Origin of the sequence: Paenibacillus sp. NAIST15-1 (genome assembly GCF_001894745.1) — a bacterium.
GTDB lineage: Bacteria > Bacillota > Bacilli > Paenibacillales > Paenibacillaceae > Paenibacillus_B > Paenibacillus_B suaedae.
In genome coordinates, this window is the sequence record NZ_BBYF01000003.1 from 488,350 (window position 1) to 502,262 (window position 13,913).

The following is a 13,913-nucleotide window of genomic DNA, read 5'->3' on the forward strand; positions in this document are numbered from 1 at the left end:
GACCAAGAGCCTTCCAGCTCGCATTTGCAGTTGTGTTTATTCACCTGGTTGAAGCTGACTGTGGTCTTGCTCTGTGTGAATGTAATCGCCATAAATTTCTTCCAAAGCCACGCCCACTTGTTTATGGGATTTTGGGTTTTTCAATTCCGTACGACCGCCTTCACGCAATTGGCGCGCACGGCGTGAAGCTGCAACTACCAAAGAATATTTACTGTCAACCTTTTTCATCAATTCATCAATGGAAGGATAAAGCATGGTTCAGCACTCCTTTTTTCGTATCCTCGCTTCTGACGCAGACGCCCAGCAGACAATATATGCCGTTTATCTACGTTGTAGAAGCCGCTCTCTTCTAACAACCGTGACAAGGCACACTTCCAATGAAAGTGCGCCTTGCTGCAGCTTATTCTTGAAACCCAATCTTACAATGTTCGGCAATGATGATGCTCTCTATACGCTTGCACGCAAGATCAATCTCGTCGTTAACGACCGCGTAATCATAGTTCTCCATTAACGCAATCTCTTCAACGGCTACATTCATCCGGGAATCGATTACGTGCTCCTGCTCTGTACCGCGACCACGAATGCGATCCTTCAGCTCGTCGAGCGACGGCGGGAGCAAGAAGATGAAAATTCCGTTCGGGAATTTCTCCTTTACCTTCATTGCACCCTGCACTTCGATTTCCAAAATAACATCACGGCCTTCAGTCAACTTCTGTTCAACGAAGTCACATGGTGTTCCGTAATAGTTACCTACGTATTCCGCATATTCAAGCAAACGATCTTCCTCGATCATCTGCATGAATTCCTCGCGTGATTTGAAGAAATAATTCACACCGTCTACTTCGCCGGCACGCGGCTCGCGTGTCGTTGCAGACACGGAATAAGTAAGATCGTTGGTTTTCTTCAGTAAAGCTTTGCATACTGTGCCCTTACCGACGCCAGATGGGCCGGACAGCACAATCAATAACCCCTTCTTCATCTTCGTCTCCATCTTATTCGTCGTTGTCGTCATCCTTTGTAGATAGACGGTGAGCTACCGTTTCAGGCTGCACAGCGGACAAAATGACATGGTCACTGTCCGTAATAATTACGGCACGCGTACGTCGGCCGTATGTAGCGTCAATCAGCATATGACGGTCTCGAGCCTCTTGAATGATTCGTTTAATTGGAGCCGATTCCGGGCTCACAATCGAAATGATCCGGTTGGCAGATACGATATTACCAAACCCGATATTGATTAGCTTAATCGCCATTACAGGTCCTCCCTCTACTTTCGAGCGCTCCACAATTTATTCAATATTCGCTGCTTGTTCGCGAATTTTCTCCAGCTCCGCTTTCATTTCAACGACGCGGTTCGTTATTTCCAAATGATTCGCCTTGGAGCCGATGGTGTTCGTTTCGCGGTTCATTTCTTGTACAAGAAAATCAAGCTTGCGTCCTATCGCTTCATTACTTTCGAGCAGTCGTCTGAACTGTTCGAAATGGCTCTTCAGCCGCGTCAGTTCTTCATCAATGTTGGAGCGTTCCGCAAACAGTGCCACTTCCAGTGCAAGCTTATGCTCGTCCATTGGAAAACTGGCATCCAACAGTTGTTCGATACGTTGATTCAGTTTCGCTCGATAATCGGTCACAACGACCGGAGCCCATTCTGTGAGTTCCGAATGGAGCAATTCCAACCGGCTCAGTCGTTCCGCCAAATCTCGGTTGAGGTGGCTGCCTTCCATGGCGCGCATCCTGCACAATCCATCCATTGCTTCCAGCAATCCCGATTCAAGAGAAGCAGCAAGCTCCTCCTCCGACCAAGAGGTTAACTCTCTAACCGTGAACAAATCAGGAAGCGAGAGCAAGTCGGTAACCGACAAATCTCCCGCTACACCATACTCACTTTGAACTTTCGCAGAAGCTTGAAGATACGCTTCGAGCGTTTGCCGATTCAATTCCACAACCGACTTAACCTCGCCGTTCCGCTCCTTATTCATAAACACATCGATTCGGCCGCGACTAACCTTCTGCTGAACGATGCGCCGAAGACGATCCTCATAGCATGTCCATTCTCTCGGCAAGCGAAGCACAGCTTCGCAGTAACGATGGTTAACAGACTTCGCTTCAATCGTTATCTTGTACCCGCCAATCTCGCGGGTAGACTGACCGTAACCAGTCATACTATAGACCACGGGCACCACATCCATTACCCTATTTTAATTGATTATGTCAGACGATACAAGGGGTCTGCCTGGCGTTCCGCTTTTTCCCATACATACTGGGTCAATTCGGCTGTCATTTCATAGAACATGAACGGCGTCATGAAGTAGATGCCCTTAAAATGGGTAAGCGCGACATCCAGCAGTTCCTTCGCGATGGCGACCCCTTCCTTGCGCCCAGCTTCCCCTTCTAATCCGCTCATTCTACTACGTACTTCATCGGACAGTTCGATACCGGGAACCTCATTGTGGAGATATTCAGCATTGCGTCCGCTCGCAAGCGGCATAATCCCGATAAAGACTGGTACATTAAGATGTTTCGTACCTTCTGCTATCCGTACAATTAACTCTTTATCATAGACGGGCTGCGTCATAATGTAATCCGCGCCGGCCTCGATTTTCCGTTCCAAACGCGCAATCGCTTTATCCAGATGCTTCACATTCGGATTGAATGCGCCGCCAACGACGAACTTCGCCTTCTGCTTGAGCGGCTTGCCTGAGAATGCGAGACCGCTATTCAACTGCTTAATCATCCGAATGATCTCGAAAGAGGTCATGTCGTATACCGAGCTCGAGTCAGGAAGATCACCGAATCGGGCTGGATCTCCCGTTACAGCGAGCACATGGTCAATGCCAAGTGCATGAAGGCCCATCATGTGGGACTGAGTTCCTATCAGATTGCGATCTCGGCATGCAATATGGACAAGCGGGCGAATGCCGACTTTATCAAGTGCCATGTAACCAAGAGCCAAGTTGCTCATTCTGGTAACGGCAAGCGAATTATCTGCCAACGTCAGGGCGTCAACCCCCGCCTCCTTCAATACCTGCGCACCCTTCATGAACTTCGATACGTCCAGATCACGAGGCGGATCCAGCTCCACGATGACTGTATGACGGGATCGCACCATATCGACTATTGATTCCTCAGCATCGTGTCCATGATCACAGCCGTCGTAGCAAGCAGCACCGTCATGCCAAAGCATAGATTCTGATTCCTCTTCAATAATGATGCTTTCCACAGGCTGCACAGGGAGCTCAGGAACTTCCACGTCCCGAAGAGCTTCTACGATTGCCGCAACATGTTCAGGTGTCGTTCCGCAGCAGCCGCCGACAATCCGAGCACCCATCTGCACGAATTTAACCGCGCTTTGCGCCATATATTCTGCGGATGCAACGAAGTTGTAGCGTCCATCGACATAATCAGGCAGACCTGCATTTGGGAATGCAGACAACGGCAGGTCGATACGCCCTTGAACACCCTCTAGCGCACGCAGCACGCCATTCGGACCCATATGGCAGTTCAAGCCTACTACATCCGCTCCATCGTCACGCAAGACGCGGAATGCTTCCAGCAAGCTCTTGCCATCCTTCGTTCTCCGAGATTCCTCCACGGCGAATTGACAGATTACAGGAACATCTTGATCCAGTTCACGCACCACTTGCAAGGCAAGACGCATTTCTTCCAGATCGTAGAAGGTCTCAAACATAATGCCGTCAACGCCTTCTTCCAGCATGGCCGACATCTGTTCATGATAATCTCGAATGACTTGGTTGGTATGAACATTCTCACGTTTACCTGCTCGAATAGAACCAAGCGCACCTATCACATAAGCTTGATTTCCTGCTGCTTCACGGGCAAGGCGGACAGCCGCTCTATTAATATCCTTAACGAGATGCTCTTTGCCATGTCTGTAGAGCTTCTCCCGATTCGCAGTGAATGTATTCGTCTCTAGCAGGCCCGCACCTGCATCCACATACTGCTTATGGATATTGCGGATCACCTCTGGATCGGTAACATTCAGTATTTCATACGAGATACCAACAGGATACCCAAGTTGATACAAATACGTCCCCATTGCACCATCGCCAATTATGATTTGCTCGTGCAGTGCTTCCCGAAAGTTCTTCATCCTGTCTCGCACCCCAATCTCCCATCGTTGGTGAATCCTCTGTATATAGTAGTAACTTGCTTAGTAAACATTCTATCAAGAAACCGCGGTTCATCAAGTAAAATCGCCCATTTTGTTCGTCTTTTTTTGAAAAACTCATAGAATTTCCACCAAAATACTGTGTTATACGTACATCACAGCATAAAAAAGAGGCCCGCTGCATCGACTACAGCTGACCCCTCATGTTCATATCTCATCATGTTTATTAAGTTCCTTACTCCCATACACCATCAAATACAAATGTTGCAGGCCCTGTCATGTAGACATGATTATCCCCCGCATTCCATTCAATAAATAAGTCTCCTCCTGCAAGCGATACGGTTGCCGCTCTGTCCGTCAACCCATTAAGCACACTCGATACGAGCGTCGCGCAAGCGCCTGTTCCACATGCAAGAGTAGCCCCTGCTCCCCGCTCCCATACTCGCATCGTGACATGATCGCGTGTATGAATAGAGACAAACTCTACATTGATGTTCCGCGGAAAATAAGAGTGACTCTCCAACAGCGGCCCCCATCCATGGATATCGAACGTTGCTGCATCATCCACATAGATGACACAATGTGGATTACCCATAGATACTGCCGTAAACGTAAATGCGTGGCCGCCTGCTTCAATCGGCTGGTCAATGACAGCAGGCTTATCAAATACCGTCGGTACCTGCAGCCCTTCAAGCACTGGCTCTCCCATATCTACACGCACGGCATGGACGCATCCGTCCTCACGAATGATCTGAACATGCTGCACACCAGCCTGAGTCTCGATCGTAAGCTCATCTCGCTTCACATATCCATGCTCCACGACATAGGTCGAGACACATCGAATCGCATTACCGCACTGTTCAGCTTCTGACCCATCCGAATTAATAATTCGCATTCTCACATCAGCAGATTCAGAAGGCAATATATATACAAGACCGTCAGCACCAATACCGAAATGGCGATTACAGACTGCAACCGCCAACTCAGATACGTTAGCTGGAAGCTCCTGCTCTCCATGAACAATAACGAAGTCATTGCCGAGTCCATGCATCTTTGTAAATTCCATCGCAATCAACCTTTCATACGGCAAACTAAGTTTGCATTATTGACCACATTTTAGTCATTCATAACAACTCAAAGTTTACCGAATCAAGGCTTATTAATCTATAAACCTAGTGGAGTAATATTTGCACTTTTTGCATAAATACATTCTTCAACATTTACCAACTTCAAGCCGCTCTTCGATTGGAGGTATAGGCGGGATTCGCCCCACTTGGCCGTCCCGACTTCTTGCCAGTCAGGACTGATCCGATCCCCATCAAGAAGGTTGGAATGCCAGCCATAACAAATGTAATCGCCCAATCTCTGAAGTTGAGCGGAACCGTCTTGAATATTGGCTGCAACGACTCGATATAGAGCACACCAAGCAGAAGCACAACCGAGGAGGCAACTGCCAGCACCAAGTAGCGGTTCTGGAAGAAATTCCGATGGAAAATCGAACGAGAGCTTCGGCAATCAAACACATGGATAAGCTGGGCTAGTACGAGTGTCGCAAATGCAACGGATTGAGCCTTCGTAAGCTGTGCAGCACTGTCTGGATCCGTACTCCATGTAAGCCAAAATGCGATTAACGTACATACCCCAATCAAGATGCCTCGGCTAATAATTTTCCAACCCAATCTCCGTGAGAAGATACTTTCCTTTGCAGACCTCGGCCGATGCTCCATTAAATCCTTCTCAGGCTGATCGACGCCGAGCGCCATTGCAGGCAGCCCGTCAGTCACCAGATTCACCCATAAAATTTGTATCGGTACAAGCGGCAAGGGAAGTCCTAGTATCATGGCAAGGAACATGACTAATATTTCCCCTACGTTCGAAGCTAGTAAGTATCGTATAAATTTGCGAATATTCTCGTAAATGCCGCGTCCTTCCTCAATAGCCGCTACGATCGTTGCAAAATTATCATCGCTCAGGATGAGCGATGAGGCTTCTTTGGTTACATCGGTACCTGTTTTCCCCATCGCAATGCCGATATCTGCAGCCTTAATGGCAGGAGCATCATTAACACCGTCCCCTGTCATCGCCACAACATGACCCTTGCGCTGTAATGCCTTAACGATTCTTAGCTTATGCTCTGGCGAAACCCTCGCATATACATAAGCATTGTCCACGACCTTATCCAGTGCATCATCATCCATCATAGCAAGCTGCACTCCGCTCATCGTTAATCCGCCGCGCGGGATGATGCCGAGCTGATTGGCGATCGCTTCTGCAGTCAATTGATGATCACCCGTAATCATTACCGTCTTAATTCCAGCACGTCTGCAGATAGCAATGGCTTCTCTTGCCTCGCGGCGCGGCGGATCAATCATACCCGCTAATCCTGCGAACACGAGCTGGGATTCCACTGCAGATTCATTCTCCGCATCTTCACTGGGTTTCATTTCACGATAGGCAAGCCCCAGTACACGGAGCGCCTGCTTCGCCATAGCTTCGTTCGCTGCTAATGCCTTCTGCTTCAATGTCGCCGTGAATGGAACGACCTTGCCATCCCACAGTGCATAGCTGCACCGTTCCAGCAGCACATCAGGCGCACCCTTCACCAAAGCGAGACGACCACCCTGATGCTTCACAATGACAGACATCCGCTTGCGATCCGAGTCAAAGGAAATTTCTCCAACGCGTTCATACACGGCGGACAATGACTGCGGCGTCATCCCTAACTTCGCAGCCAGTACAACCAGTGCTCCTTCTGTTGGATCACCTTTAATGTCCCAGATCGGCCTCAGCTCTTCCACTTCTTTGCCCGCAGCTTGCTTACCGTTCTTCCCTTTTTTACGTTCAGACGGAGCGGCTTGTTGTTCGGTCGGATAAGATTCGATAAGGGTGGCATTATTGCACAATGCACTGATCTGCAGCACTCGGCGCAGAGACTGATCGTGCTTCAAATCCAACTGCTTGCCTAGTTCTGTAATTTGTCCAGTCGGCTCAAATCCTTCCCCGCTAACTTCAAGTGAACGACCACCTGTCCATATGCGGGTTACCGTCATCTTATTCTGCGTAAGTGTTCCTGTTTTGTCCGAGCATATGACAGAGGCGCACCCTAACGTCTCCACTGACGGCAACTTGCGAACGATAGCCTTGCGCTTAATCATGCGCTGAACCCCTAGGGCCAGCGCAATCGTAACGATCGCTGGCAATCCTTCGGGAATTGCAGCAACGGCCAAGCTGACACCCGCCAAAAACATCGTCATCGCGGGTTGTCCATGCATAATACCAGCAGCCACAACCACTACCGTCACCAGAAGTGCGACGATAATTAGAATTTTGCCTAGTTGCTCAAGCCGATGCTGCAGCGGAGTATCCATCGATTCGGTGTTTTCGATTAGATCGGCGATTTTCCCCATCTCGGTGTCCATACCTGTTCGGATAACAACGCCTTTGCCGGAGCCGCGGGTAACCATCGTGCCCATGAATCCGATATTTTTCATATCTCCTAATGGGATATCTTCCTTATCTATCGGCTTGGCATGCTTGCCAACAGGTACCGACTCTCCGGTCAAGGCAGATTCCTCAGCATACAAGCTGTTCGTCTCAAACCAACGGATGTCGGCAGGCACACGATCTCCGCTCTCCAGAAGCACGATGTCCCCGGGTACAAGCTCACTCGCGGGCACACTGCGCACTTGCTTGTTGCGAAGCACATTGGCCGTAGGCGCAGACATCTGCTTTAATGCATGAAGCGATCGTTCCGCTCGAAACTCTTGAATGAATCCGAGTACAGCATTCAGTGAAATAATCGCAATAATCGTTATGGCATCAAGATACTCTCCGAGTATCCCAGATACGAGCGTAGCACCGGCAAGAACCAGTACCATGAAATCTTTAAATTGGTTTAAAAACAAGGTGATCGGCGAGATGCGCGCTCCTTCAGACAGCTCATTATGCCCGAAACGCGTTTGGCGAGACGCCGCTTCTTCATCAGAGAGCCCTTCTTCCCTGTGGACTCCCAGCGCTTGAAGCAATTGCTCCGAAGATGCCTGGTGCCACTTCATTTGATCCATGGTTCGTACCCCTTTCCATTCCCGTTATTGTTCCGTATGATAGCCTTGCAAAAGTGTCCAAGCAGACAGCCTCTACGCTATAGGTATTCGGACGAGTCCAAAAATATCCCAACGATCCAAGAGACACTTAAGTTTTCATTAAAAATATGGCATGATAGGAGATACAGCATATTGACGTCCGTCATATGCGCTTTTGTTCACAAATGAAGGATGATCAGTTCCCGCTACTAGAACGAAGCACGGTATATGTAGAGCATATGCTCAGATATACCGCTTGCTGCGGCAGGCTTGCCGAGGAATTGAATTTCGATAGACAGGAGTTAGTTCATAATGTCATTAGATGGAATTGTAACCCGTGCCCTCGTCGATGAACTGCAACAGACGGTAGGCGCTCGCATTCTTAAATTATATCAACCTACCGAACACGACTTGATTCTGCATATCCGAACGGGAGGCAAAAATCGCAAACTGCTGCTCTCCGCCAACCCAACGTATCCGCGCATTCATTTTACAGAGCATTCGTACATGAACCCGCCGGAACCGCCAATGTTCTGCATGCTCATGCGCAAACATTGCGAGGGCGGCGTTATTGAGAAGATCGAGCAGATTGGCCGGGAACGTATTGTACATATCACCGTTCGTTCGCGGGATGAGCTTGGAGATGAATCACTGAAGAAGATCATCATTGAGCTTACAGGCAGACACAGTAACATTATCATTGTTGAACCGTCATCATTCACCATTATTGACGGCATTCATCATGTCACTCCTGCCATCAGCAGCTTCCGCATCGTCATGCCTGGATTCACATATACGGCACCGCCTGAACAGCACAAACTGGATCCGCTGAGCGTGGAACCCGCTACCTTCCTATCCATGTTTGTGGAGCAGGCGGAAGAGTCAGCGGAACAACCGGAACAACGCATCGACTCCAAATTTTTGTCCAAATGGCTTGTCCAGCACTTCTCGGGTGTAAGCCCACGATTGGCCGATGAGATCGTATGGCGTACAGGATTGTACGCTGTACCAACCGCCACGGAATCCACCGAGGAGACGCGTACACCGGAAACATTAGCCCAGCACCTGAGCGAAGCCTTTCTCCAAGCAATGGACGATGTCGCTAATCAGCGGTACAAGCCTACCCTGCTTGCAGATGAACGCGGCAAAACGTATTTTTCAGCGCTGAATATAACCCACATTCACGGGGAAGCTCGATACTTCGATACAATGAGTGACTGTATGGAGCACTTTTATGGGGACAAGGCCGAGCGCGACATGATTAAGCAGCGTGTTGGCGATTTGTTCCGCTTCCTGCAACAGGAGCATACGAAGAATGCGAAGAAACTCGACAAATTAGAGGAAACGCTTAATGAAGCACAGGATGCGGATCGATTACGCATTATGGGTGAGCTGTTATTTGCATCCCTGCATATGATTACGAAGGGTGATAGAGATATCACACTCATCAATTATTACGATGAGAACGGTGCGTCCATGACGATACCGCTTGATCCGCTGCTCACTCCTTCAGACAATGCACAGCGTTATTTCAAAAAATATAATAAAGCTAAAAACAGCATCGCCGTCGTCCAAGAACAAATGTCTGCTGCCAAAGAGGAAAATCGCTATTTTGAAACGCTTATGCAGCAGTTGGAGGATGCAACGGTGCAAGATGCGCAGGAAATTCGAGAGGAGCTTGTTGGCCAAGGCTACTTGCGTGACCGGGGCCGCAAGGACAAGCGGAAGAAGAAGGATGGACGTCCAACCATCTATTGCTACACGTCATCGGAAGACATTCCAATCTACGTAGGCAAAAATAATTTGCAAAATGAATATGTAACCAATCGCCTCGGCAAGCCAAACGATACTTGGCTGCACACCAAGGATATCCCTGGATCACATGTTGTCATACGCAGCGAACAGTTCGGAGATGCGACATTAGAGGAAGCAGCCCAGCTTGCCGCTTATTTCAGTCAGGCGAAGCATTCCAGCCAGGTGCCTGTTGACTATACACTTATCCGCCATGTGCGGAAGCCTAACGGAGCCAAACCTGGGTTCGTCATCTACGAACGTCAGAAAACGTTATTCATTACCCCTGATGCAAAACGCATTGAGGGCATGAGCCTGACCGTGAAGCAGGGCGGCTAACCGCAGTCTTGCACAGTATGCCAACCCGCTCACATACGAAGAAGACCTGCTAATCAGCAGGTCTTCTTCTCTATTCGTTCATGTTGATCCTGTTAAGGAGTATCCCGAATTGGCTAGGTCTTATTTTATTTTCATTTAGCTTCTTCGCTCCGCTTGATATTGCTCTGCCCGCTCTTGTAGCTGCTGAACCACTTGCTCATGAACCCTACGTCCGCCCAAAGCCCCATGGAATACATCCCCCTTGCGCGCACCGTGGAAGTCAGAGCCTGCCGTTTGCAGCAAGTCTCTTGCACTTGCCATCTCGCCATAACGCTTCGCGTCCTCTTCCGAATGATCCGAATGCCATACCTCTATGCCATCCCATGGCGCCGTATCCAGCAACTGAATAACCAGATCATCACGATGGTAGATGCCTGGATGTGCCATAACTGCAGCACCGCCCGCTTCATGAATCCACCGCACTGCCTCTTGTGGCCGTATGCGCGGCGGGTTCACATAAGCCTTGCCGCCAGCACCCAAATACTCATCGAAAGCCTCCTTCATATTACGAACAACGCCTCGGCGAACCAAGGCATCCGCGATATGGGGACGTCCTACCGTCTCGCCTGGAGACAGCGGCCGCCCAAGCTCGGACACCACTTCCTCCATCGTCAGTGGAATTCCCAGCTCCGTCAGCTTCGCTACAAGCATTTCATTGCGCCGATCCCGCACAGCTCTCAAATCAGCCAACCGCTCCAGCAATCCCGCATCCTCAATATCTAAGAAATAACCAAGCACATGAATATCAATTCCTTCTTCCACCGTACTGATCTCAACCCCCGGTACGATGTGAATGCCATACTGTGCGCCGGCCTCAATCGCTTCAGGCACACCAAGCACCGTGTCATGATCGGTAATTGCTAGAGCCTTCAGACCCGCTAAATGAGCGAGCCGCACATTATAGGCAGGCGATGTCATCCCATCGGAAGCTATCGTATGGGTATGCAGATCCGCCCCGCCTGGCTCGACACTAGAACCGCCCATTCCTTGTCTTGCAAACAACATCTTCTCATCCACTTGAATGTCATCCTCATGCTTATTCATCGTAATAGCTCCTTATCATGTCGATTGCGCAGCATCGTCAGCAGTGCCGTCGCAGGCAGCGACAGCAGATCCGCTTGGGCATGAACCGCATAAAATTGTCGCTTCATGTTCACCTGCTGAATACGAATAGTCTTCAGCAGCCCGAGCGCTTCTTCATGCCGTACAACATACGGCGACAGCATCGTTACGCCAATTCCTGCCTCTACAGCAGATTTCACCGCTCCCGTGCTTCCTAGCTCCATCACAACATGGAGCTTCTCTGGGTCAACTCCCTGCTGGCGAAGCGCTTCCTCCATCACAATGCGCGTACCCGATCCCATTTCCCGCAGCACAAATGGATAAGACAGCACATCCTCAAGCTTCACTTCACTGACCGCTGCCAGCGAGTGATCCCGCGGCACAACCAGCAGCAGCTCATCCTCCATAATCGGCTCGACATGGATGTCATTATCCGCTACCGGAGCTTCCACGAGCCCGAGATGCAGCTGTTGACTGCGAATCCCCTCTACAATTTGCGAGCTGTTCATCACGCGCATATGGATGTCCAAATGCGGGTGCAGCTTGGCAAAATGACCGAGGAACGGCGGCAACATATATTCACCAATGGTCAAACTCGCTGCAAGCACAAGCTTGCCATGCAAGTCGAGTGTATAATTTGACATCATTTCCTCTGTTTCACGAACAAGCTCCATACAACGCTGTGCATAAGGGAACAGCTTATGGCCCGCCTCAGACAATTGCAGCTTCTTCGTAGAACGGTGCAGCAGCTTCGTTCCGAAATACTCTTCCAATGCCTGAATCTGCATCGTTACCGCCGGCTGGGTCATATGCAGCGCTTGCGCAGCAGCCGAGAAGCTTCCTCTTGTTGCGACGTTATAGAAAATATGCAGCTGATGAAAGTTCAACCCCATACGCCTTTCCCCTCTTTCCTAACTCTTCTGCTCTATTATAGCGTAAATCCGTAAGATGCAATAAGACTTCTCCTCCCACTGATATCATGCCGGCACCAACTCAGCTCGATGCTGTTGCCAAATCAAAAAAACCAATCAGATAATCTGATTGGCCTATTATATATGCGATGCAACTCGGAGAAGCATTCATCTATGTTTGCGGCTATTCTTCACCAACGTCATGCGCCGCGAATGCCGCAGCCATGAATAATATGTCTTCAAATCACGCAGTTCCATCGTCTCCGACATCTTGCCGAGAAAGGTAACGATAATCATCTTAGACAATGGATCACCTGCCAAATCGAACTCCGTGTCCGATTCCACGAACTCTGCTACCACAACCAAATCATCATCGATTAAGAACACATCCTGCTCATTACGGTAGTAAGAGATGATCCGATTCTGCTTCAAGCTGTCCCATATGAACGCTGCTATAGACTCAATATCCGCCTCTTCCTTCGCGATACGATCATTCCAGCGAGCCCGTGCATGATTCGTAATGACAACATTGGCTACTTTCTTATCGCCTAACAACACATAGAAAGGTTCATAGGTGCTCCATCGATTCATTACTTTATCTCTCATTGGCTTCACCACTCTCCACCATGTTAGGTCTTTATATCTATGTACATATACCCAATATATTACATGATGCGCCAACTGTTCACAAGTTCAAGACAGAACTTTTTCCTTCATTTTAGGAAATCTTTAACATAAAATCAGAAATTACAAAAAAAATAGCAGCCCCCTCCAAATAGAATGGAGAGTTCTGCTATTCTGCTCTAATCTGATTTTACATACCGTAAAAACGAGTTTTGTCTGGAACATCCTTACTGTATTCCGTTTTAATCTCATTTCGATACGAGCGCTCAATCTTCTTCACGTAATTCAAGCGTTTCACATTTTTGACCGTCTCTTCTGCCTTCTCCGCATTTACATAAAGAACAGCATACTGCATCTTCTTCGATACATAGTGAAGCGTTCCGTATTTATCCAAGTTGCGCGCTGCTTTCACATCGTTTACCCAAATGATATACCCCGTCCGTTCAGGAATCATAACTCTCCTCGCTTTCCCCTAGCCGAGCTGCTATGAACAACTGCTGCAGCCGCCGCTGCAACCGCCGCTCCCACATCCACCTTTCGGTTGTGGATCATTGCTCGGCACCTTGATCGTCTCAGATACTGCAAGAGCAATTGTTTCTGACAAGTTGTGCAGCAGCTTATCGACTGCTTCCTCAGCTTGCTTGAATTGAAATACTTCTTCTATAGACTCCAGCTCATGCTGTACAGCGAGCACTTCATCCTTCGCCTTATGATAATCGGGATGGAAGTGACCAAATCGCTCCGCTTCTTCAAAACGTTCCTTCTTACGGGCAAATTCACGTACGAGCTGCTTAACCTGCTCATTGCCTTCCATGCGTTCTTTCCACATCACATAATCGGCAACCTCTATTGACTGGTTGATCATGTCGCCTAATTCATATGCATTGGTGAGCAGAACGGCCATATCGGCAACATCTTGCTTTTCTTCTATTGGCA

At 48.9% G+C, this 13,913-nt stretch carries 13 protein-coding genes; 1 reads left to right on the forward strand and 12 read right to left on the reverse strand.

Going from position 1 to position 13,913, the window contains the following annotated elements; all coding sequences use genetic code 11:
* Positions 1 to 36: 36 nt before the first annotated feature.
* From rpoZ to PBN151_RS09940, 7 genes are all read right to left on the reverse strand, one after another.
* Positions 37 to 255, reverse strand: a complete 219-nt coding sequence (rpoZ, locus tag PBN151_RS09910; RefSeq protein ID WP_065290281.1) for a DNA-directed RNA polymerase subunit omega — start codon at positions 253 to 255, stop codon at positions 37 to 39.
* Between the two features lie 145 nt (positions 256 to 400).
* On the reverse strand, positions 401 to 979 hold the full coding sequence (gmk, locus tag PBN151_RS09915; RefSeq protein ID WP_072728987.1) for a guanylate kinase: 579 nt from the start codon (positions 977 to 979) through the stop codon (positions 401 to 403).
* A gap of 13 nt (positions 980 to 992) precedes the next feature.
* Positions 993 to 1,253 (reverse strand): extracellular matrix/biofilm regulator RemA, encoded by a 261-nt coding sequence (remA, locus tag PBN151_RS09920; protein ID WP_005548256.1) that lies wholly within the window; start codon positions 1,251 to 1,253, stop codon positions 993 to 995.
* 36 nt (positions 1,254 to 1,289) lie between these two features.
* Positions 1,290 to 2,174: a YicC/YloC family endoribonuclease gene (locus PBN151_RS09925; RefSeq protein WP_028531238.1), complete on the reverse strand. Its 885-nt coding sequence runs from the start codon at positions 2,172 to 2,174 to the stop codon at positions 1,290 to 1,292.
* Positions 2,175 to 2,206: 32 nt separating this feature from the next.
* Positions 2,207 to 4,111, reverse strand: a complete 1,905-nt coding sequence (locus tag PBN151_RS09930) for a bifunctional homocysteine S-methyltransferase/methylenetetrahydrofolate reductase (RefSeq protein ID WP_072728825.1) — start codon at positions 4,109 to 4,111, stop codon at positions 2,207 to 2,209.
* Between the two features lie 253 nt (positions 4,112 to 4,364).
* On the reverse strand, positions 4,365 to 5,195 hold the full coding sequence (gene dapF / locus PBN151_RS09935) for a diaminopimelate epimerase (protein ID WP_028531240.1): 831 nt from the start codon (positions 5,193 to 5,195) through the stop codon (positions 4,365 to 4,367).
* Positions 5,196 to 5,358: 163 nt separating this feature from the next.
* A complete protein-coding gene (locus tag PBN151_RS09940) occupies positions 5,359 to 8,193 on the reverse strand; it encodes a calcium-translocating P-type ATPase, SERCA-type (protein WP_072728826.1) in 2,835 nt (944 codons plus the stop codon).
* A gap of 330 nt (positions 8,194 to 8,523) precedes the next feature.
* Between PBN151_RS09940 and PBN151_RS09945 the strand changes: the two genes are divergently transcribed.
* Positions 8,524 to 10,341 carry an Rqc2 family fibronectin-binding protein gene (locus PBN151_RS09945; RefSeq protein WP_065290277.1) on the forward strand — a complete coding sequence of 606 codons (1,818 nt, stop codon included), beginning with the start codon at positions 8,524 to 8,526 and terminating at the stop codon, positions 10,339 to 10,341.
* A 135-nt stretch (positions 10,342 to 10,476) separates the two neighbouring features.
* Here the strand turns inward: PBN151_RS09945 and PBN151_RS09950 are convergent, their stop codons facing one another.
* The 5 genes from PBN151_RS09950 to PBN151_RS09970 all read right to left on the reverse strand — a co-directional run bounded on the left by PBN151_RS09950 (position 10,477) and on the right by PBN151_RS09970 (position 13,881).
* The gene (locus PBN151_RS09950) at positions 10,477 to 11,424 is read right to left on the reverse strand and encodes a PHP domain-containing protein (RefSeq protein WP_139295314.1); all 948 of its coding nucleotides are present in this window, start codon (positions 11,422 to 11,424) and stop codon (positions 10,477 to 10,479) included.
* A complete protein-coding gene (locus PBN151_RS09955; RefSeq protein WP_072728828.1) occupies positions 11,421 to 12,335 on the reverse strand; it encodes a selenium metabolism-associated LysR family transcriptional regulator in 915 nt (304 codons plus the stop codon). The genes PBN151_RS09950 and PBN151_RS09955 overlap by 4 nt, the downstream gene beginning before the upstream one ends.
* Positions 12,336 to 12,521: 186 nt before the next feature.
* Complete coding sequence (locus tag PBN151_RS09960) at positions 12,522 to 12,959, reverse strand: hypothetical protein (protein WP_021256666.1); 438 nt, start codon at positions 12,957 to 12,959, stop codon at positions 12,522 to 12,524.
* A 208-nt stretch (positions 12,960 to 13,167) separates the two neighbouring features.
* On the reverse strand, positions 13,168 to 13,431 hold the full coding sequence (locus PBN151_RS09965) for a YlbG family protein (protein ID WP_021256667.1): 264 nt from the start codon (positions 13,429 to 13,431) through the stop codon (positions 13,168 to 13,170).
* Between the two features lie 30 nt (positions 13,432 to 13,461).
* Positions 13,462 to 13,881 (reverse strand): YlbF/YmcA family competence regulator, encoded by a 420-nt coding sequence (locus PBN151_RS09970; RefSeq protein WP_021262570.1) that lies wholly within the window; start codon positions 13,879 to 13,881, stop codon positions 13,462 to 13,464.
* Positions 13,882 to 13,913: the final 32 nt, after the last annotated feature.